General features: G+C 40.6%; 15 protein-coding genes. 14 read left to right on the top strand and 1 reads right to left on the bottom strand.

Going from position 1 to position 21,884, the window contains the following annotated elements; all coding sequences use genetic code 11:
- Positions 1 to 10: 10 nt before the first annotated feature.
- The 8 genes from IEW82_RS00280 to IEW82_RS00245 all read left to right on the top strand — a co-directional run bounded on the left by IEW82_RS00280 (position 11) and on the right by IEW82_RS00245 (position 11,578).
- Positions 11 to 1,822, top strand: coding sequence for a cache domain-containing sensor histidine kinase (locus tag IEW82_RS00280; RefSeq protein WP_188687704.1), 1,812 nt, complete (start codon positions 11 to 13; stop codon positions 1,820 to 1,822).
- Positions 1,797 to 3,350: a response regulator transcription factor gene (locus tag IEW82_RS00275; RefSeq protein WP_188687702.1), complete on the top strand. Its 1,554-nt coding sequence runs from the start codon at positions 1,797 to 1,799 to the stop codon at positions 3,348 to 3,350. The genes IEW82_RS00280 and IEW82_RS00275 overlap by 26 nt, the downstream gene beginning before the upstream one ends.
- Positions 3,351 to 3,395: 45 nt before the next feature.
- Positions 3,396 to 5,933 (top strand): beta-mannosidase, encoded by a 2,538-nt coding sequence (locus IEW82_RS00270; RefSeq protein WP_188687699.1) that lies wholly within the window; start codon positions 3,396 to 3,398, stop codon positions 5,931 to 5,933.
- A 286-nt stretch (positions 5,934 to 6,219) separates the two neighbouring features.
- Positions 6,220 to 7,209 (top strand): LacI family DNA-binding transcriptional regulator, encoded by a 990-nt coding sequence (locus IEW82_RS00265; RefSeq protein WP_188687697.1) that lies wholly within the window; start codon positions 6,220 to 6,222, stop codon positions 7,207 to 7,209.
- A gap of 71 nt (positions 7,210 to 7,280) precedes the next feature.
- Positions 7,281 to 8,588, top strand: coding sequence for an ABC transporter substrate-binding protein (locus tag IEW82_RS00260; protein WP_188687696.1), 1,308 nt, complete (start codon positions 7,281 to 7,283; stop codon positions 8,586 to 8,588).
- 157 nt (positions 8,589 to 8,745) lie between these two features.
- Positions 8,746 to 9,999: an ABC transporter permease subunit gene (locus IEW82_RS00255; RefSeq protein ID WP_188688819.1), complete on the top strand. Its 1,254-nt coding sequence runs from the start codon at positions 8,746 to 8,748 to the stop codon at positions 9,997 to 9,999.
- A 12-nt stretch (positions 10,000 to 10,011) separates the two neighbouring features.
- Entirely contained in the window at positions 10,012 to 10,839 is an 828-nt protein-coding gene (locus IEW82_RS00250) for a carbohydrate ABC transporter permease (RefSeq protein ID WP_188687695.1), read from the top strand.
- A 25-nt stretch (positions 10,840 to 10,864) separates the two neighbouring features.
- A complete protein-coding gene (locus IEW82_RS00245; RefSeq protein ID WP_188687692.1) occupies positions 10,865 to 11,578 on the top strand; it encodes a ThuA domain-containing protein in 714 nt (237 codons plus the stop codon).
- Positions 11,579 to 12,096: 518 nt separating this feature from the next.
- Here IEW82_RS00245 and IEW82_RS00240 read toward each other — a convergent pair.
- Entirely contained in the window at positions 12,097 to 12,933 is an 837-nt protein-coding gene (locus IEW82_RS00240) for a helix-turn-helix domain-containing protein (protein ID WP_188687690.1), read from the bottom strand.
- Positions 12,934 to 13,405: 472 nt separating this feature from the next.
- Here IEW82_RS00240 and IEW82_RS00235 point away from each other — a divergent pair, with 472 nt between their 5' ends.
- The 6 genes from IEW82_RS00235 (at position 13,406) to IEW82_RS00210 (ending at position 21,812) form a co-directional block, all read left to right on the top strand.
- On the top strand, positions 13,406 to 14,914 hold the full coding sequence (locus IEW82_RS00235; RefSeq protein ID WP_188687689.1) for a sulfatase family protein: 1,509 nt from the start codon (positions 13,406 to 13,408) through the stop codon (positions 14,912 to 14,914).
- Positions 14,915 to 15,430: 516 nt separating this feature from the next.
- Positions 15,431 to 16,894 carry a sulfatase family protein gene (locus IEW82_RS00230; RefSeq protein ID WP_188687687.1) on the top strand — a complete coding sequence of 488 codons (1,464 nt, stop codon included), beginning with the start codon at positions 15,431 to 15,433 and terminating at the stop codon, positions 16,892 to 16,894.
- A 28-nt stretch (positions 16,895 to 16,922) separates the two neighbouring features.
- Positions 16,923 to 17,750 (top strand): ABC transporter permease, encoded by an 828-nt coding sequence (locus IEW82_RS00225; RefSeq protein WP_229672133.1) that lies wholly within the window; start codon positions 16,923 to 16,925, stop codon positions 17,748 to 17,750.
- Entirely contained in the window at positions 17,747 to 18,535 is a 789-nt protein-coding gene (locus IEW82_RS00220) for an ABC transporter ATP-binding protein (RefSeq protein WP_188687685.1), read from the top strand. The genes IEW82_RS00225 and IEW82_RS00220 overlap by 4 nt, the downstream gene beginning before the upstream one ends.
- A gap of 19 nt (positions 18,536 to 18,554) precedes the next feature.
- Entirely contained in the window at positions 18,555 to 19,580 is a 1,026-nt protein-coding gene (locus IEW82_RS00215; protein WP_188687683.1) for an aliphatic sulfonate ABC transporter substrate-binding protein, read from the top strand.
- 1,038 nt (positions 19,581 to 20,618) lie between these two features.
- A complete protein-coding gene (locus IEW82_RS00210; RefSeq protein ID WP_188687681.1) occupies positions 20,619 to 21,812 on the top strand; it encodes an ROK family transcriptional regulator in 1,194 nt (397 codons plus the stop codon).
- The last annotated feature ends 72 nt before the right edge of the window (positions 21,813 to 21,884 follow it).

The following is a 21,884-nucleotide window of genomic DNA, read 5'->3' as shown; positions in this document are numbered from 1 at the left end:
GGCTGAGAAGATGCTAAGCAAACTCCCTTTTTTACACATAAGTCTTAAATATAAGTTTTTGATTATGTTTGCGGTATTAGTGACATTGCCGACGATTGGTTTTGGAATGTATATCTATCATAAGATGGATCAATCATTTCAAGCACAAACGGTAGAATCGACCAAAGGAACAGTGGATAAGATTGAAGGCAATCTCACATCGATCATTGAAGATATGGAAAATGTCTCATTATATACCATTTATAATGAAGACTTTCGTAATTTTATGATGACACCGGAAAGTAAAATCAATGACTTATCGGCGCAACAAAGCTTAGAAAATATTAAGGGATATTTAACCTTCCAGCTCATGTCTAAGGACTATATCAGTTCCTTTTATTTAAAAGGTGAAGGGGGCAATGTTGTGGAAATGGGCGATCCTGTTTCGGGCGATGAATCCAAATGGGATCGCTTAGCCTCTAAGAAGGAAGGCGGCATTGTGTGGAGTGATGCCTATGAACTGTCCAAAGGGATTGATGGTAGAGTCAATGTAATTAGTTTATCACGGGTGATCAATGACTTTAATAATATCAAGCATCCCATTGGGTTCATGCGCATTCGTCTCAACGTTTCTGAGTTGAAAAAGCTGATCCAGATTCCCGCTTTACAAAGACAAGGAACAGTCTTTTTGATGAGTCAGGCTGGCGATGTGATGATCCAAGGAAATAAGAGTGAGGCGTTTAGCGACAGCGATCTCCAACAGCTGCAACAGACAATTTTAAAGGATAATCAGGTCAATTTTAACTATAAGGCTCAAGGTCACCATTATTTGGCCGTATCAAAAAAGGTCAAGGGGATCGATTGGTACTTAGTGGCACTTGTGAGCAAGAATAAGATTGATCAATCCTTAATTCATATCCGTGAATTGATGAGAGATACCTTTATCATTTTAATTTTATTGGGGCTTATCGCATTAGTTGGCTATTATTTTTCAGATATTCGCCGGATTATTGCTCTTACGCACTCAACGAAACAATTGGAGCAGAAGGACTTTTCTGTTCATGTCCCCGTCGTTGTTAAAGATGAGATTGGTAAATTGGGGATTCGCTTTAACCATATGGTGGAGACCATCCAGAATCATATTAACCAGGAATACAAATTAAAGATCAGACAAAAGGAATCTGAATTAAAGGCGTTGCAAAGTCAGATTGATCCACATTTCTTATACAATACATTAGATATGATTCGCTGGAAGGCTCGGCTAGAGCAAGCACCAGAAACGAGTCATCTTATCGAACGCTTATCAAGGATTTTTCGAAATAGTTTAAGAGGAAGTGCTTTGTACATTCATTTAGAAGATGAATGTACATTTGTCAAAAGCTATCTTGATCTGCAAAATCAGCGGATGGGCGGCTCACTGACATATCATGTGACGGTAGATCAAAGCATTCATGATGTTTATATTATGAAGCAGATTATTCAACCTCTTGTTGAAAATTCTATTAAGCATGGTTTCGAGAATCAGCAAGCTGAAAAAGTCATTGATATTCGCTGTTATCCTGTTGGACACACATTATATATTGATGTCATGGATAATGGTATGGGGATGAACAAGGACCTCTTTTTAGAAAAGGTGGCAAGTAATGAAGGACACGCCCTTAAAAATTTACAGGATCGCTTAGTATTAGCGTTTGGACCAGAGTATGGGTTGAAATGGCTAAAAATGGATCAACAGGGAACCTGGTTGCAGCTTCAAATGCCACTATTAACTCAGCCGTCCGAAATCCAAAGCCTTTATAAAGGGGCAGGTGATATGAATGATGAAAATGATCATAGTGGATGATGAGCCTATTATTATCCAAGGATTGCGTGAAACCATTCCATGGGATACTTACGGCATTGAGATTGTTGATGTCGCCAGCAACGGGCGAGAAGCTCTGGAAAAAGTCCGACAGTATGCGGAGGTTCAGATCGTGCTTACGGATGTTAAGATGCCGATCATGGATGGACTTGAGCTCGCTGAGCAGCTGCAAAATCGACCGAATGCCCCAAAAGTCATTATGCTAAGTGGCTATGATGAATTTGACTATGCAAAAACAGCGATACGCTTAGGGGTAAAAGATTATTTATTAAAGCCTGTTGATGTCGATGAACTTCTTCAGACCGTAGATAAAGTCAAAAAAACCATTGTCTCTGAGCAATCAGCCCGTCAACAGTTCAATCAATTACAGATGAAAGATGTCATGGCGCATGTTTTATTTGCTACGCCATTTGAACACGCCTCGCCATCATTTGATATAGGGACTCTTTCTGTTTTACCGATATTGAGCAGTATGAAGCAAGGGGCTCAGCTCACTAGAGAATTGCAGGACAGCGCCCACCAGCGGCATTTTGACCAGTGGCAAACCTTGATTTCCAGCCTCGTTGATCAAAGGGGATCTAGCTGTGCGTCTCTGTATATTGAGGATAATCTTTTGCTTACATGTATTTATTGTTTAAATGACAAGACCCCAAATATGTTGAAAATCATTGAGCAGTTAAAGGTGTCTTTGGAGAGTCATTTGCGCTTTCATTTTATTGTGTCCAATCAGATTATCCCTATTAAGAGGCTTCCAGAAGTGAAAATGAAAATGGTTTATGCCTTAGAAAAATTATATATTGAAGAAGGCACCTACTCTGTTTTAACTGAAGAAAGTAGAATAAGGGAAGAGAGCAAAGAATTGCCACACGAATTAGAAGAAGCGGTCATCAGACCGCTCCAAGCTGCTGAAGCTAAAGAACTCAATGAAGGGATTGAGGTCCTTTTTGCTTATCTGAAACAACAGCGGTTTTTGTTAACAGAGGTTTGTAAGTGCTGTCATGCTATAGAAAAACGTATAGGAAAGCTTTATGGGCAAAGGTCTTCCCATTATGATGTTTCAACTCTTGAGCTTGCCTTTACCCAAGAGGTGAATGTGCATCGCCATAATTCCTATGAGTCCCTAAAGGCTTTGTTTGAAGAGGATATGCGGCTTATTTTTGCATGGCTTCATCCTGATCAAAAAAATCACCATCACTGGTTAATTGATCGAGCGATGAGTTATATTCAAGATTATTATAAATATGATGTGAAGGCGACTGAGGTAGCAGATTATATCAATATTTCGCCAAACTATTTCAGTGTGCTCTTTAAGCAGTATACTCACATGAGCTTTAACGAATACTTGAACCACCTCCGCGTAGAAAAGGCGAAAAGCTTGTTGGAGGAAACCTCTGATAAGGTAACCGCAATTGCCGAGCAGGTGGGCTATCAAAACTATAAATATTTTGTCCAAGTATTTAAACAGCTGACTATGATGACACCAACTGAATATCGCAGGTTTCTCAGCTAGGCTTTTTCATTTCAATAATAGATGACAAAAAAGGAGCGTAAGACTATGACCGAGACGAATGTGGCATTGCAAGATTGGACGTTTAAAGCCAGTGATTCCCAGGAATGGTTACCTGCACAGGTCCCAGGGTGTGTCCATACAGATCTATTAAACAATCAGCAAATTCCAGCCCCCTTTTATGGGACAAACGAGCGTGAGCTTCAGTGGATTGATAAGAAGGATTGGCAATATCGAACAACATTTGCTGTATCCGAGGACTTGTTAGCACATGACCGTGTAGAACTGTTCTTTGCTGGATTGGATACTTATGCTGATGTGTATTTGAATGGACACAAGATTCTAGCGGCAGATAATATGTTTCGCTCGTGGCGTGTCGATATTAAATCCCTCCTAAAAAAGGAGGACAATGCACTTAATGTGTATTTTTATTCTCCTATCCATAAAGGATTGGTAAAGCTTGCTCAACAGGGATACGACTTGCCAGCAACCAACGATGTTTCAGAAATTGGCGGTATTGGGGATCGGAAAGTCAGTGTCTTTTCACGAAAGGCCCCCTATCATTTTGGTTGGGACTGGGGTCCGCGCTTTGTAACCAGTGGGATATGGAAGCCGGTAAGTATTCAGGGATGGAATGAAGCACGCATCACTGATTTATACATCAAACAAGACGATGTCACCCCCACCGAGGCTTTGATGACTGCCCTTGTTGAAGTGGAGGTTGCAGATCGTTTTGAAGGCATGCTTCAACTGCGGGCAGAGGCTCTTTTCATTGAGAAACAGGTTGCCCTGGAACAAGGGAGCCATGTGCTGGAAATGAAAGTTGCTATTAACAAGCCAAAGCTATGGTGGAGTAATGGGCTTGGCGAACAGCATCTGTATACATTTACTGCGGAGTGCCGGAAAGGAAATCGACACGTATCCTCGCGATCTGTTAAGACAGGATTGAGGTCATTAAAGCTCGTTCGCATGCCGGATGACTCTGGATCATCGTTTTATTTTGAACTTAATGGTCGCCCAGTGTTCGCTAAGGGTGCCAATCATATACCGAATGATAGTTTTCTCTCAGAAGTGACGCGTGAGCGCTATAAATACGAAATTCTCAGTGCTGTGGCAGCGAATATGAATATGCTTCGCGTATGGGGCGGGGGCATTTATGAAGCCGATGCTTTTTATGAGCTTTGTGATGAATACGGCATTTTAATCTGGCAGGACTTCATGTTCGCTTGTAGCATGTATCCTGGGGATACGGCTTTCCTTGAAAATATTAGACTTGAAGCAGAGGAAAATATAAAAAGACTGCGCAACCATCCTTCTATTGCTTTATGGTGTGGCAATAATGAAATGGATACAGCGTGGTCTCAATATGATGAGAAGGCAGGCTGGGGATGGAAGGAGCAATATGAGCCTGAACTGAGAGAAAAAATTTGGCAGGATTATGAAGCGATTTTTCATCGTCTGCTTCCTGAGACAATCGAACGCTTAGCACCTGGCGTCGATTACTGGCCGTCTTCACCGCTTCAAGCGTTGACCAATAACAAAGAGCAACATGCAACGAATGATTCCTCGCATGGCGATATCCATTATTGGGGAGTCTGGCATAATGTCGAGCCCTTTGAAAATTATAATGTGCAAATTGGTCGATTCATGAGTGAATATGGCTTTCAATCCTTTCCTGAGGAAAGAACGGTACGCACCTATGCTGAAGAAGCAGATATGGCTTTAGAATCCGAGGTCATGCTTCAGCATCAGAAAAATGGTGCAGGCAATCGTTTGATCAAGGAGTACATGGAACAGTATTTTCCAGAGGCTAAAGATTTTCCTTCTTTCTTATATATGAGTCAAGTTCAGCAGGCAGAAGCTATTAAAATGGCGATTGAAGCACACAGGAGAAGGATGCCATATACGATGGGCAGCCTTTATTGGCAAATGAACGATTGCTGGCCTGTTGCCTCATGGTCGAGTATGGATTATTATGGGCGCTGGAAGGCCCTTCAATATTATGCCAAAAACAGCTTTAAAGAAGTGATTTTATCCGTAGATGGTAGAGAGGAACGCGTTGATCTTTACATCGTATCGGATGCGTGGGAGGACGAGGCAGGGCAGGTGATCATTAAACTGCTTGATTTTAATGGAAACGTACTTGACGAATGGCATGAGGCTGTTTCCATTCCTGCTAATACTTCGCAAAAGATTTGGAGCCGAGTCAACGGTGACATTCTGGGCGGGCATTCCGCACAGGAAACGCTACTCTCCATCGTTTTAGAGACAAATAGGAGAAGAGTAGAGTCAAAGGAACATTATTTTGTTCCAACAAAGCAGCTCAATCTCCCTCATCCCACAATAAGCCTAGAGCCAATAAAAGGGACTGATGGAACACAATATAGATTGGCGACGGATGGCTTGGCGAAGCAGGTTTGGTTGTCGTCTGAATACGATGGTGTCTTTTCTGATAACTTTTTTGATTTGCTTCCAGGGATTCCAAAAGTGGTCAGCTTTTATCAACACGAGCCCTCTGAAGAGTTCCTTGTTCCTAAAACTCCAGGTGAAATCATTGTGCGCTCCATGACGGATTTTATTTTATAGTATCACCGCTTGTCTATGTAATGAAAAAGAGTACACTCCCATTTCTTTAGCAGTACCCTCTGTCGCAATGCGGTTGTAGCAGAGGGGGATTTATATTTTTAAGCAAAAAAATCAGCGTTTTGAAAGGCTTTTAACGGTATTAAGAAAATAAAATTATTTTAAAAAGCAAAAAACGCTTGAATGATAAAGCGCTTTCATTTATAATCTGAGTTGAAATCGATTTCAGAATTGTTAAGCTGATGCTCTAAATCAAATAGGGAGGTGCTGACAGAGAGGAGGAATCATCGTGGCAACAATCGAGGATGTGGCGCGTCTGGCAGGCTTATCACGAGCTACCGTTTCTAGAGTGATTAATAATCATCCCTATGTAACGGAAGAAAAGCGCAAAAGTGTACAACAGGCAATGGAGCAATTGGGGTATGTCCCAAATTCCATCGCCAGACAACTTCGTACGCAAACGCATGAAACAATAGGCGTATTGATACCAAGACTATCAAATCCCTTTTTTAGCAAGCTTGTTGATGCCATGGAGAACATTGCAGCTGAAGTGGGTTTTCAGCTCATTGTGTGTCAGACGAAGTCACAAAAGGAAAGAGAGCTCTTATATCTCAATTGGTTAAAGACCCGACAGGTTGGCGGCATCATCTTTGCCTCAACGGAGAATGAGTGGGATGTTATTAAGCCATATAAAGAGTTTGGTCCGATTATGTTCTGCAATGAATATCCACCACATACTGAAGCGCCTATTGTTTGCTTAGATCAATTAAAGGGTGGCTATATAGGGACGAAGCATCTGCTCGAAAGAGGGCATAAAAAGATTGCTTATTGTTATGCAGGCAGTCAGTTTACCAATATAAGAGAACGCTATGCAGGGTATAAAAAGGCTTTAGATGAGTATGGACTCCCATTAAATGAGCGGTGGATGTTTAAGGATGCCTACGATACACGAGATGGCAAGCGCATTTATCATGCATTGATGCAGCAAGCCGATCGACCAACGGCTGTGTTCACAAGCAGCGATGAAGTGGCATTAGGGATGATTGCTGAAGCGAAGAGAAATGGGACGGCTGTCCCCGATGATCTTGCCATATTAGGATTTGACGACCAACCCATTGCTGAATTGATGGATCCAGCGATTTCTACCGTCTATCAACCCGTTGAACAAATTGGTATAACCGCCATTAGAATGATGATTCGTTTTCTCAGAAATCAATCGGTACCCGTCAATGAAATCACTGAATTACCCTTACATTTGGTGGTAAGACACTCCACATAATCAATTTTTTGTTTTTGTGAAATCGATTCCACAATATGTAAGCGTTTACTTTTGAAAAGGGGGAAGCACTCATGAATTTGAAAAGGTTTAACGTATTAGTAGTGATCGTATTGGCTTTCGGACTGATTTTGTCAGCCTGTTCATCATCTAAGGATCATTCAAGTGCCTCATCAAGTAAAGAGAGCAGCAAGTCCTCAGGTAAGGAGAAGCAAGTAACGATCGTTTATGCCCGTGGTAAAGATACAACAGATGCTACAACCAAAATGATTGCAGCCTTTGAAAAGGAACACCCTAATATTCACGTGGAGATTCAAGAAGAACCCAATGACACAGGAAAACAGCATGATGCGTATGTGACAGCGTTTAATGCAAAATCCAGTGCTATCGATGTCATCAACATGGATGTGGTTTGGCCAGCTGAATTTGCTCAAGCCGGCTATACTTTACCACTTGATCGCTTTATTCAACAGGATAATGTCGACCTTAGCGACTACAACAAAGGCGCTTTAAGTGCAGCGCAGTTTAATGGCAAACAATGGGCGCTTCCTCTCTTTGTTGATGCAGGTGTATTATTCTACCGCACAGATCTTGTTAAAAGCCCACCGAAAACATGGGACGAATTGATTAAAGATGCTAAAGAATTTCAAGGGAAAAACGGAACAAAATATGGCTTTGCATTACAAGCCAAACAGTATGAAGGACTTGTATGTAATGCTGTAGAGTATCTTGGCAGCTATGGTGGACAATTTATTGATAAGGATGGCAATGTAGCTGTGAATACTCCTCAAACCATCAAGGGGCTTAAGGAGTTGAAGAAGGTCATCGATTCAGGGATTACACCAAACAATGTCACGAACTTTGAAGAAACGGATACAGATAACGCCTTTATTGAAGGGCAAACCGTTTTTGCCCGTAACTGGCCATATATGTGGGCAGATGCTAATGATAAAGACAAATCTAAAATCGTTGGTAAGGTTGGTGTCGCCGTTCTTCCAGCAGGTGATAACGGCTCCGCTTCCTCTCTCGGTGGCTGGCAAATGGGCATCAATAAGTACTCTAAGCATCCAAAAGAAGCCTGGGAATTCCTAAAATTCATGACAGGCAAAGAAGGAGAAAAGATCCTGGCCATTAATGGAGGGAGTGCACCAGCGATCATGAGCTTGTATAAAGATCCAGATGTATTAAAAGCAAATCCATTCTTTAAACAAAAAGGGTTCACAGATGCTGTGGCTAACGCGGTGTCTCGCCCAGTTGCACCAAATTATCAAGAAATTTCAAGCATTATTCAAATTGAACTATCAAAAATGTTAGCGGGCAAAGAAACACCGGAAAAAGCAGCGGCCAATATGGATCAAAAAATGAAAGCAGCCATGAAGTAACTATATCCTCAAAATGTAAAACCAACAACGGGGAGCATGCTGATATGCAAATTGGCCTTCATGTCCATGAAGGCCAATACTCCTAAACGAGGTGTTGAAAGTGAAGGCTCAGAAAAAACTTCATAAAAAATCAGATTGGAAAGCTGCCTATCTTTTAATGAGTCCGGCTCTTATCCTGATCTTTGTCATTGCGATTTACCCGGTCCTACAATCCATGTATTTTAGTTTATTTGATTACAAGTTGAATGATCCGACAAAGGCATCAACAACGAGGCATTATAGCCTTGATTTAAATCGTTATTTAGATAATGCCCCCTTTTTAATGGCGGATTTAAAAAATGATGCGACTAAAGCTTCGGGAGAGCCGAAAGCTACCTTAACGAAAATCAATCAACAGCTCACGACGATTGATAATGAAATCCGAAAAGAATCTGGGGATCGTTATAATAAAGTCAATGACATCCTCAATAATTATAAAACACCGTCAGAAAAGCTTTCGATAGTGACCATTAGTAAGTCAACAGCTGAGGCTATTCAAAAGGCCACAGATCAAGTCACAAAGCAATTGAAGGCTCTGAATCAAAATACTAAGGTCTTATCCAATGCAAAAAAGGATATTGGGCTAGCTTCAGGCCTTGAAGATACCTTGAATAAGCCGAATTTTATTGGTTTAAAACATTATGCGCACTTTTTGAAGGATTCGCGAATGTGGGCAGCCATCTTGCATACCGTTGTTTTTACAGTGATCTCAGTCGCAATAGAGTTTGTACTGGGGTTAGCGATCGCCCTGCTTATTAATAAAGCCTTCTTTGGTAGAGGTTTGATTCGAGCCGCCGTACTTGTGCCATGGGCGATACCAACTGCCGTTTCCGCAATGATGTGGAAGTATCTCTATGATGGACAGAGCGGGATTATCGCAAAGTTCTTTGAAAAAATTGGTTTGATCCATAATATGGGGACCTTACTCACAACCGGAGATGGAGCCATGTTCTCTGTCATTTTGACCGATGTTTGGAAGACTACACCTTATATGGCTTTATTGCTCTTAGCAGGACTGCAAGTCATTCCAAAATCACTTTATGAAGCGGCTGCAATTGATGGAGCAAATAAATGGAAGCAATTTCTTAACATCACGCTGCCATTGCTAAAGCTAAGTATTTTGGTTTCTCTTTTATTCCGTACTTTGGATGCCTTCCGCGTCTTTGACCTTATCTCGGTTTTGACGGGGGGAGGACCAGCAAACTCGACAGAAACGATTTCAATCTACGCGTATAAAGTCATGTTCTCTGAGACGGATTTTGGAAGTGGTTCAGCGCTGTCTGTTATCGTCTTTATCTGTGTGGCCATCATTTCAGCCATTTTTGTCAAATTGTTGGGCTCCGATCTCTTACCCGAAGGCTCAAAAAAATAAGGAGGAATAGAAATGGAAAAGAAAGCAGGGGTATCCTTTTATTTGTTTCTCATTGTCTTTGTTTTTGTTATCATGTTTCCGTTTCTCTGGGTGTTTCTCAGCTCCTTCAAGCCTCCGACAGAGCTATACGGGAGCCAGGCGTTTAACTGGATTGCTGATCATCCAACATTAAATAATTATGTTTCAGTGTTTGTTGATTATCCTTTTTTAAACTATCTTAAAAACAGTTTTATTATCGCAGCAAGCACAACGATTATCTCCGTGTTATTTGCTTCATTTGCAGCGTATGCTCTGGCAAGATTACGTTTTCGTGGCAAATCCGTGATACTAGGGTTAACATTATCAGTAACAATGTTTCCGCAGATTTCAACACTTTCGCCAATTTATATTATTCTGATGCATTTGGGGTTAACCAATAGCTATACGGGTTTAATTATTCCGTATATTACGATTACCCTGCCGCTTTCCATATGGATTTTGGTTACGTTCTTTAGAAAAATACCACAAGAGCTAGAGGAATCGGCTAAAATGGATGGCGCCACGCTGATGCAAACCTATCGGAAGATCATTTTTCCATTGGCCGTCCCTGGGATATTTACCACGGCTATCCTTGCCTTTATAGCAGCATGGAATGAATACCTTTTTGCATTAACGATTAATACCGACGAGGCTTATAAAACCGTACCCGTTGGAATCTCAATGTTTTCAGGACAGTATTCCGTACCTTGGGGAGAAATTTGCGCGGCAACAGTTGTTGTGACGGTTCCACTTGTCATCTTAGTCCTTATTTTCCAGCGTCGCATTGTTTCAGGACTAACTTCGGGATCAGTAAAAGAATAGACAAACGTAGAGGAGTGTTAGAGAGATGAATGTAACAGTATGGAATGAATTTCGACATGAAAAAAATGATGAAGCCGTCAAAGCAGTCTATCCCAGTGGGATTCACGAAGCCATTGCTGACTTTCTAAATGAAGCCGGGTTCGCAACAAAAACAGCGACACTTGATGAGCCGGAGCATGGTCTGACTGAGGATGTCTTAAAGCAAACAGATGTGCTTGTTTGGTGGGGACACATGGCCCATGATGAGGTGTCTGAGGAGATTGTCAGTCGTGTCCACCAACGGGTTTTAGATGGCATGGGATTAATTGTTCTCCATTCCGGTCATTTTTCTAAAATCTTTAAACGTCTGATGGGGACGTCTTGTGACTTAAAATGGCGTGAGGCAGGAGAGAATGAACGTCTTTGGGTGGTCAACCCAGGCCATCCGATAGCTGAAGGGATCGGGGAAACCATCGAGCTAGAACATGAAGAAATGTACGGGGAACATTTTGATATTCCAGTCCCTGATGAGCTGATTTTTTTGAGCTGGTTCAAGGGTGGAGAGGTCTTCAGAAGCGGCTGTGTGTTCCATCGCGGTCAAGGGAAAATCTTTTACTTTAGACCAGGACATGAAACCTTCCCAACCTATTACCAATCCGATGTACAGAAGGTCATCATTAATGCGGCACATTATGTCGCACCGTCAAAACGTGATAAGCCTGTTTATGGGAATGCACAGCCTAAGGAAAGTTTAAGCTGATCATGAGGACGGTGCGGATTTCCGCTCCAGGCCGCTCGCTTTCCGCGGGGGAGTGGTAAGCCTCCTCGCGCCTTCGCACTGCTAAGGTCTTACCGATCTCCCACTTCCCGCAGGATTCTAGTTTCCGCATCATGAGTCAGCGGCGCCCGAGGAACACACGATTTTAGAGTGTCCCGAATCTCGTGCCTTGCGCTCCATCCACTTGACCAGGTAATGAAGCCTCTTTCATATTGGATGATGCTCTATACCAAGCAAGGACCGGGCATGCTCTTTGCCCGGTTTTTCTAAACAGGTAAGAAAGCATGAACATCAGGCTGTGCTCGGCGCAGCGGTTGAGTATAAGCTAAGCTTTCTAATATAAAAGGCTGGAAAAAACATAGGAACCACGATGTTTCTATGAGGAGGCTTCCCCAAGTTGCATGCTTTACTCTTGTAGGACGTGGGGAATTTTTTTGTTTATATCATCCATTCCCGCTCAAAAAGAGTGTATCCTCAAAAAAATAGACACCATTATTCGATCAGTTTTCCTTTACCTGTCTTGGTGAAAAGCCATAATAGTTTTTGAAGGCTCTTGAAAAGGAATAGATATCTGAGTATCCTGTGGAATGAGCAATCTCTGTAAAGGAATAGGTTTCGTCTTCAATCATCTGATACGCCTTGTTCATTCTAAGCTGAACAAGGTATTTCTTTGGTGAAATGTTAAAGGTGTGTTTGAAGCAGTCAGAAAAATAACTTCGATGGACACCAAAATATTGTGCAGCATCCTCGACGGATAAATTTTCAGTATAGTGGATATTGAGATAATCCTTTGCTTGATGAATCCAGTCATCTGAGGAAAAATGATCTACCTCTTGATTTTGCAAGGAAAGTAAATGAAAAATTTCAAATAAGTGTCCCAAGCGATGTAGGGCAAATTTTTTATCATCAAGTTCAAATGAAGCATATAAGGCATTTAATTCGGTGAGTAGATCCTCAGTAATTACCTTCCTAAGAATGGGCTTGGAGGCCGTTAAGCCTATTTGGAAAATGAGGGAGGGGGCTTGCTTGCCATCAATAGCAATCCATTGCATATGCAGCAAATTCTCCGGATCTGTATTATAGATATAGGACTGTTGGGGAAATAAGCAAAACAGGTCCCCACTATTTAAATGAAAGGTCTCGTTATTAAAGCTTAAGCTCCCACTCCCTTCAAAGATAAAATGTAAACTGAAATAATTGATGAACCGTGGCCCAACGACATAGTTAGGCTTTGCTTTATTTTTCCCCCCTCTTACAATCCAAAGGCCGCCTGATTTTTCGGTAAGCGTTGGGTTATGATACCAGTGGCTCGCATATTCATGGGTGAAACTGTCCATGCTTTAGCCCCCTATCTAACATAATGTTAAAATAATTCTAACATAATGCTATTCTAGTCACACCATTGTTTTATTACACTATTATTAAATTAAACTTTTGTCGAAAAAGTGAAGGTAGCCTGTATCATATTTTTACAAATTGAAAAAGCGTGAGAGAGCTCGAACAGTATTTATTTTAAGCAATGAAAGGATGTGGTGTGAACCTTCAATAATGAACAGCTCTTTGGCAGATAGATCAGCAGAGTAACGGCGTGGCGCTTCTATTTTATAAAAGTTAATAGAGAAGAGACTTCGCTCTAAGTTTTAAGCTTAATTACAGGTCGGTTATTTTGAAAACGCTTTGTTTTTATTCTTGGCTCCGTTTTTAATAGTTTCAGTTTAAATTAAAAGATAAATATTGCTTTAATATACCGACTACAATCAATGAACAGTTTTTCTGCAATGGCAATAACCATAAGGGGTGAATGATTGAATGACTAACAGACCTAACATTTTGTTAATTACTACAGATCAACAACACTGGAATACCATTCATGCGTTAGGTAATGAGACAATTTCTACGCCTAATTTGGATCAATTAACTAAAGACGGCGTCTCATTCATGAGGACGTATGTCACCAATCCAGTCTGTTCCCCCAGTCGATCAAGTATTCTTACAGGCCAATACCCATCGCGGCATAAATGTTGGAATATTGGAGTGGAACTGGATGAAAATTGTCGGACATTGAGTTCTGAGTTGTCGAAGGCTGGGTATAATACTGGATTATTTGGTAAAGCACATTTTAAGCCGGTTTTGAATAAGGAAAGCTTCGAAGCCCCGCCTAATATTCATGATCGTGAATTTTGGAAGAACTGGAATGGTCCCTATTATGGATTTGAAACAGTAGCGATGGTCCATGGACACGCTGATGAAGATTCTTCACATGGCATGCACTATGGGGCTTGGTTAGAAGAACAAGGTGTGGATCCCTCACAATATTTTGGTCCAGGTGGAGGCCACCGAGAAGGGTCATGGGACATACCTGAAGAACTTCATTATACGCGTTGGACAGCGGATCAAACAATTAACTATATTAAACAATCAAAAGAGGCTCCTTTTTTTGCATGGTGTAGCTTTCAAGATCCTCATAATGCTTTCTTATGTCCAGAACCTTGGAACAGTCTTTATGATCCAGATAACCTGCCGGCTTTTAATGCGAAGGAAGGGGAGATGATGGATAAGCCATCTATCCATCAACATTTGATTGCAGGCAAAATGGATGAACTTGATGTTGAAACAACATCAGACCCGGGTCATGATACTGGAGGTATACAATGTCTTGGTCATACTAATAAAACCATTGGTATAGAGAGAGCCAAAAGGTGGTTAGCCGCTTACTATGGCATGATAAGCTTAATGGATCATCATTTAGGTCGAGTAGTAAAAACGCTTAAGGAAGAAAACCTTTTAGAAAATACAATGATCATTTTCACATCAGATCATGGGGATTATGCGGGTAATCATGGCTTGTGGTTAAAAGGTCCTATTCATTATGAAGATGTCATTCGCGTCCCTTTTGTTGTAAGCTGGCCTGAGACTTTACCAAAAGACGTTAAGTCTGAATCCTTAATCAGTCTTGCTGATCTGGCACCTACACTATTGGATATTTGCGGTATTGATCCGTTGCCAGAAATGCAAGGGATGAGCCAAAAGAATATCTTTAAAAATCCTAATCGGTCTGAACGAGATTGGTGTTTGGTAGAAAATCGGGCAGAGCCCAATTTCTATGTTAAGACGTTAGTAATGAATGAGTATAAAATGAACTACTATTTAAATCGTGCAGAAGGTGAACTTTATCATTTAACAGAAGATCCTTATGAATATAAAAACTTATTTAATGATCCGAGATATAAAGAAATAAAGAATCAGATGTTTATGAAATTAATAGATGTCTATGCAGAACTTGAAGGACCCTATCCAGAACGGATGAGCTTCGCTTAAAGGATGGAGTAATTTTTATACTATCAAAATTTATAGCTTCGCTGACGTCTTTAAGATTGATAGTACTAACCAGGCTTGGCTTTTCGTCATCTGAGGCTTGAAGGCAACCATAAATGTGATTTGAAACTTACAACAGGAGTTCCGAAGCGATCAGGATAAAGTATTTGCAAATTCAAAAGAAAAATCCGTATGATGATCGTATAAAATTAATAAAACCAAGTTTTCATATAAAAATTATAAAATTAATTATAATTTAATTTAATAGAAATGTAATGGCTTTGGATTAAGATGATAGGCGCAGGGGTACCCACGAAGCGGCATAAGCTAAGTTTTTTAAGCAATTAATCGATAGATAATTTCAATATGAATATATAATTGTGAATAAAATGCTTGATTAAAGTCGTTTTGTCAGTTTTATGCCTATTTTAAATTTTAATTAAATTCATATTGAATATAATTAGTGAAAGCGCTATAATTGAAAACAAGAATTTAGATTATCTTGTTGGAGGTGCTATTATGAGATTTATTTATTTTGATATTGATTCACTGCGCCCTGATCATATGAGTTGTTATGGGTATCATAGGCAGACGACTCCAAATATAGACAAAATTGCTGAGAGGGGAATGAAATTCAATAGGTGCTATGCAGCCTCTTCACCCTGCGTTCCTTCTAGAGCGAGTTTTATGTCAGGACGATTTGGTGTCAATCATGGTGCATTAACACATTGGGGACCGGGATATAACTTTTATTATCCAGAAGGTGATGGGCATTCAGCAAAGTATCCTTTTTTCACAAGATATCTCCGTGAGGCCGGCTATAAAACGGTAACCTTCTCCTCATTTGGTGATCGCCATCATGCTTGGTGGTACTTTGCAGGCTGGAATGAAGTGCATACACATACCTTGAGGGAAGGAAATGAAAATGCGGATGAGGTTAATGAATCTGTTATCCCTTGGTTAAAAGCACATGGAACAGAGGATAACTATTTCTTGCATATTCAATACTGGGATCCGCACACCTTATATACATGTCCAAAGGAGTATGTTGAGCAATGGAAAGAGAGCCCGGTCAACGCTTTTCCGAGTGAAGCTATTATTCGGGAGCATCAATCAGATAGTTTCCCAAGATCAGCTAGCTTTTTGCACACTGTTGATAATATTCCACCAACCATGCCAAGACAAATTAATAATAGAGACGATTACAAGCATTTAATTGATGGCTATGATGGTGCCATTTCATTTATGGATGAGCAGATTGGCCACATTGTAAAAACCTTAGAATCCCTCGGAATTGAAGATGAGGTTTGCTTTATTATCAGTGCTGATCATGCGGAATCATTAGGAGAACAAGGTATATATGGGGAACACGCAAGTGCCACTGAGGCAGTGCATCACTTGCCACTAATTATGTCAATTCCAGGCGTTACAAAGTCGAGTCAAGAGTATGATGGCTTTTTATATAATGTCGATGTGATTGCCACACTTGCCGATTTAGTAGGCTTACCAATTCCTTCAGGATGGGATGGTCAATCCTATGTCAGTACATTAAAGGGGGAAGAACAAGAGGGCAGACCTTACTTGGTCATGGATCATGCACTCTATACGTGTCAGCGGGCGGTGAGGGATGAGAAGTGGTACTACATTCGGACGTATCATCCAGGGTTGTATAGATTTGAAGATGTGACACTCTACGATATGATAAATGATCCCAATCAAACAAAAAATGTGGCAAAGGCATTTCCTGAAATCATCACTTTAATGAATTCAAGATTAGCTGAATGGGAGCAAGAGCATTTGGGCTATCCACTTAATATGGTTGACCCATTACAAGAGGTCGTTAAGACTGGACCATGGAAATATGTCACATTAGAGTCATGGATTGAACATTTAAATCGATCAGGCTGGGGAAATGCGGCAAAGGAACTGGAAGCAAAATTTATTAAAGCCGATGAATTGGCTTCAGCCTACGGAGAAGTTTAAAAGCTATTAGTGCATAAGGAGGTCGAGTATGGCTACTAATAATGTTGATTTTGAAAAGAAACAAGCAGAGGCTATGGAAATCAAGAAAAAAAGGTTGAGTCTATCTCGGATTGACAACCGGATAATGGTTATCATTTCGCTTGCTCTAGGGATTATTGCTTGGTTTTTACTCGCATTAATTCCCTCAGTCTCTACGATTATTACGAATCCTATTATCCTAATCAAAACGTTTATCTCAGAACTGGAAAATGGCTTAATCTCTGATATTTATACGAGTATCTTTAGGGTGTTATCAGGCTTTCTTCTTGGCTTAGTCGTTGCTATTCCCATCGCATTTCTAATGGGTTGGTATGGCACCTTCCGCTCTTTAACAGAGCCCTGGATTCAATTTTTTAGAACGATTCCCCCCATTGCTTTAATCCCACTTGTTATCGTGGCTTTTGGTGTGGGTGAAAGTGCCAAAATAGCAGTCATATTTGTTGCCACTTTTCTAGTGATGGTTGTTTCCATTTACCAAGGGGTGCGCAATGTTGATCCCACCTTAATAAAGGCTGCTAGAGTGCTTGGGGCAAATGATAAAGATATCTTTTTTGAAGTGGTTGTTCCAGCATCTTTTCCTTATATTCTTGTCGGTGTAAGACTTGGATTAGCATCGGCTTGGACAACCTTGGTTGCTGCTGAAATGACGGGGGCTTCTAAAGGCCTAGGAAATATGATTATGGAGGCCGGCACCTTTTTTAGGATGGACCAAGTCATTCTTGGCATCGTTTTAATTGGGATCATTGGATTTATAATGGACAAATTGGTGTTATATCTCGAGAAAAAATTAGCAGGTTGGCAAGAGGTGAGTAAATGATGAATGAGATAATGCCTAAGATAAATATAAGGAATCTTTCGAAAATATATCAAGGAAGACATGGAGAAGTTGTTGCCCTGAATGATGTCAACTTAGAAATACAAGCTAATGAATTCATTTGTGTGGTAGGACCAAGTGGATGTGGGAAGAGTACCCTTTTAAATATAATAGCTGGTCTGGAAAATAAAACGTCTGGTTCTGTTATGGCAGATAATGCAGAAATCATAAAGCCGGGAAAGGAGAGAGGGGTCGTATTCCAACAATATGCGTTGTTTCCCTGGAAGACTGTACTTAAGAATGTGGAGTTTGGTCTTAAACTGAATGGTGTGGGAAAACAGCAGCGAAGAGAGAAGGCAATGGAATACCTAGATCTAGTGGGTTTAACAGAATTTGCAAACGCTTACCCTAAGGAGCTATCAGGTGGGATGAGACAGCGGGTGGCGATTGCTAGGGCATTTACTGCAGAACCAGATATTTTACTTATGGATGAACCTTTTGGTGCGCTGGATGCTCAGACAAGGGCACAATTACAAGAAGAACTCTTACACATTTGGGATACTAAGAAAAAAACGTGCTTTTTTATAACGCATGACGTTGATGAAGCTGTTTTATTAGCACAAAAGGTTGTCATTATGAGTGCAAGACCAGGTAGGATCAAAGAAATCATCGATGTTGACATCCCATATCCAAGGAATCAAGAGACCAAGCTATCAGAAAGATTTTCAGAAATCAAAAATGATATTTGGTCTAAGGTTTATAAAGAATACTTATCTGTGAAAAAATAATTTAAAGGAAGTGAAAGGTATGAAACGCAAGTATTTAATTATTACAGCTATTATAATGGCTCTTTCTATGATTTTAAGTGCGTGTTCTAGTGGGAAAAGTAGTGGCTCCTCAAGCTCTGGGGACTCTAAAAAAGTTCCAACTTTAAGAATTGCCTATATGCCGGATATACATGGTGCAGCACCATTGGTCATCGCCCAGAAAAAAGGTTATTTTAAAGATGCAGGTATTAAAGTGAAGTTAGTTAAATTTGATAGTGGTCCCCCTGAATTTGCTGCGATGGCTTCAGGGGACATCGATATTGCTTATATTGGACCAGGAGCCACTTTCTTAGCAGCACAAGGAAAAGGAAATATTATTGCGGTGGACAGCTTGAATACTGGTGACATGGTACTTGCTACGAAAAAATCAGGGATATCGTCGATTAAAGGGTTAAAGGGCAAGACGATAGGCGTTCCAAAAGGAACTTCTGGTGATATGGTTCTTAATCTAGCTTTGAAAAATGCAGGACTTAAGGAAACTGATGTCAAAAAAGTAAATATGGATGTTTCAGGAGCAGTTTCAGCGTTCATAGCGAATAAAGTAGATGCCGTTGCGATTTGGTCTCCTTTTACGAATGAGATTGAAAAAAAAGTTGGAAAGAGCAATATGGTGAAGTTAGCTGACGACACGAACTTCTTCCCAGACTATGTCTTTCCTCAAAGCTGGGTTGCCAATCCAAAGTATCTTAAAAGTAACAAAGAGAATGTTATTAAGTTCCTTGAGGCTTTAGGAAAGGCTAATAATTACAGATCAAATCATACTGATGAAGCCGTTAAGCTGACCTCTGATTTCACAGGGGTAGATCAAGAATCGCTTAAGGTCCAAGTCACGACGACGCAATTTATGACCTCTAAGGATATTGCAGCAAAGATGAAGGACGGCACCGCAAAGAAATGGTTTGAAAATCTAGAGAAATTATTTGTTGAGAATGGCTCACTTGATAAAGTGGTGGATGGTAATGACTTTATTAGTCCAGATCTTTATCAAAAGGCATTGAATAAGTAAGAAATAAATAGGGGGCTGGGACAGAAGGATTCAGCTCATAGAGAATCCGGACGCATTCACAATTTGAAGGCATGCGTTCGGATTTTTGAGTAAGTGATGAGCCGCTCCGTCAAAACACTTTGCTTTCCACGGGCACCTCCTCAGGCGCACCATCGGGGTCCCTGAAAAGTGCTTTTTACTTTTTGGGGTGGTAGTGATGTGCTAGCTTTGGTGTTAGCACATGGATGTGATGTTTTTAGCCGAAGTGTCTTGAAAAATGTAAGACACTTAGACAAAGTGCATTAAGGATTCTCAAATCTATTAGACCCAAGAAGCTCCTGTTCCTGAGTTTCTAGACCTTGCTTCGTCGTCAGCTTCTTCAGGACAACGCGTCGTTTATTCGTGAATAACCTTCGCCCGGTTCCCCTGCCTCTTTTAAAATCTTATCGTTCAGTATGAGGGCGATCTCTTTTCGTTTTGTCTTATCCACTTATTTATTGAAAGATTAGGCAGTGAGGTATTCTTACTCAACAAAAAGTGTAATTATTGTTAAGCTATTTAGAAGGAAGGATTGATAAAAGAAGCGCTTTGGTGTTTGAATCATTTGTGAGGTGGAGAGGTATTGGCTAGGTGGGCATCATTTACTCTTTATCAGACGGTGGAAAGTTCCGAAGCCTCAGAATGAGAAGGGGCTCGCGCTTCCATAGCCTTCTCGTCAATCCTCCTATGAGCAAATAGGTCTTGAAAACTCTTGAACGATAAGTGTTCAGGATTCATGAGCTGCCACATGATCATGCTGTAATTCCTTTTTCCCTCCTATAGAAGGAGAGGTGTGGTTTTTTTCTGCCGTTTTTTTATCCCGTTAGAATTTATAAACATTCGCTGACGTACCCTATGGTGGATAGTATTAGTTAGGCCTTGCCTTGACCCACCTGCGACTTGCGGTGCAACCTTAGTGCGTGATTATTTTTATAATCACAACAGGGCGAGTTAACGAAAGCCAAGTTTCTTTAGCGTTGGATTAGAGGATCAGACTTTTGTACATAGAAGGTGGCTATATTGGAAATCGTTGAATTAATAAAGGATCACAATATTGGGAAAATCATTGATAGTATAAGAAATAATGGTCCGATTTCAAGAATAGAACTATCAAAGACGTTGAATATTCCTCAACCAACAGTGACAAGACTTATTGATAAATTATTAAATGAAGAGATACTTTTAGAAAGTGGTTTAGGAAGCTCGACGACAGTTGGAAGAAGACCTATTTTGTTAGATTTCAACCCAGAATCAGTGTACGCCATCGGTATTGAGATAGGGCGTACTATAGTTAGAATTGCTCTTGTTAACTTTAGGGGACGAGTGGTCTCATCTCGAAAGATTGAAACAAATAATAAAGGAGACTTTAGTAATATCATTCAATTTTTGAAAGAAAGTTATTATAAATTATTAAGAGAATTTGATATCCCCATATCAAAAATATTGGGGGTTGGAGTTGGCGTGCCAGGCCCTTTAAATGAGACGAGAGAAGGGTTCATTACACTTTATAATTTTTACAATGAAGCAAGCCTCCCTATTAAGTTTGTTATTGAAGAGGCATTAGGGCTTCCGGTGATTTTGGACATTAATGCCAATGTTGCGGCTCTAGCGGAAAAGTGGTTTGGACTGGGGAAGAGCAGCGATGACTTTGTCTATGTCATGGCTGATGCTGGTGTTGGAAGTGGTATAGTTGTCAACGGTGGACTTCATAGAGGAAGCCATCATGAATCTGGCATGCTTGGACATACCATGGTTGATATCAATGGAGAGAAATGTAGTTGTGGAAATTATGGCTGTCTAGAGACGTTAGTTTCAACTATTGCAATCACTGAAAAGGTAAAGAAAATATTAAAGCAAATGCCACGGCAGGAGGAGTCTATCTGGAAAAAAGACATTGATCAATTGGTATTCGGTGATATTGTGCGAGGGATGGAAAGAGGATCTGAAGTGGCCATACAGGTGGTAGAGGGGGCGGGAACCTACTTAGGTATTGGGTTGACCAATCTTATTAATTTACTTGATCCGAAATTAATTATTATTGGTGGCGCGTTAATTCAATTAGGTGATGTTTTCTTGGAAAAAGTGAGGGAAACAATAAAAGCCCGGGCTGTAGGAAACGGTGGAAAGAAAACACAGATTAAAACAACATTGTATTCAGACAGTGTGGTTGTTGGATCGGCCGCCTTAGTCATCAATGAAAGGCTATCTATATAAGAAGCGCATAATTTGTTTTGGCGTGTGGCTTTCAAACCATGGTGTGCCCCACATTTTAAATCGAGTAGAACC

Source organism: Pullulanibacillus camelliae (assembly GCF_014642655.1).
Lineage (GTDB): Bacteria > Bacillota > Bacilli > Bacillales > Sporolactobacillaceae > Pullulanibacillus > Pullulanibacillus camelliae.
Note: the sequence above shows the minus strand (reverse complement) of the source record. Positions and strands in the feature narration are given on the sequence as shown.

Coding starts and splice junctions, on each gene's coding strand:
- IEW82_RS00280 (WP_188687704.1), top strand. CDS start 11: ATGCTAAGCAAACTCCCTTTTTTACACATAAGTCTTAAATATAAGTTT.
- IEW82_RS00275 (WP_188687702.1), top strand. CDS start 1,797: ATGATGAAAATGATCATAGTGGATGATGAGCCTATTATTATCCAAGGA.
- IEW82_RS00270 (WP_188687699.1), top strand. CDS start 3,396: ATGACCGAGACGAATGTGGCATTGCAAGATTGGACGTTTAAAGCCAGT.
- IEW82_RS00260 (WP_188687696.1), top strand. CDS start 7,281: ATGAATTTGAAAAGGTTTAACGTATTAGTAGTGATCGTATTGGCTTTC.
- IEW82_RS00255 (WP_188688819.1), top strand. CDS start 8,746: ATGAGTCCGGCTCTTATCCTGATCTTTGTCATTGCGATTTACCCGGTC.
- IEW82_RS00250 (WP_188687695.1), top strand. CDS start 10,012: ATGGAAAAGAAAGCAGGGGTATCCTTTTATTTGTTTCTCATTGTCTTT.
- IEW82_RS00245 (WP_188687692.1), top strand. CDS start 10,865: ATGAATGTAACAGTATGGAATGAATTTCGACATGAAAAAAATGATGAA.
- IEW82_RS00240 (WP_188687690.1), bottom strand. CDS start 12,933: ATGGACAGTTTCACCCATGAATATGCGAGCCACTGGTATCATAACCCA.
- IEW82_RS00235 (WP_188687689.1), top strand. CDS start 13,406: ATGACTAACAGACCTAACATTTTGTTAATTACTACAGATCAACAACAC.
- IEW82_RS00230 (WP_188687687.1), top strand. CDS start 15,431: ATGAGATTTATTTATTTTGATATTGATTCACTGCGCCCTGATCATATG.
- IEW82_RS00225 (WP_229672133.1), top strand. CDS start 16,923: ATGGCTACTAATAATGTTGATTTTGAAAAGAAACAAGCAGAGGCTATG.
- IEW82_RS00220 (WP_188687685.1), top strand. CDS start 17,747: ATGATGAATGAGATAATGCCTAAGATAAATATAAGGAATCTTTCGAAA.
- IEW82_RS00215 (WP_188687683.1), top strand. CDS start 18,555: ATGAAACGCAAGTATTTAATTATTACAGCTATTATAATGGCTCTTTCT.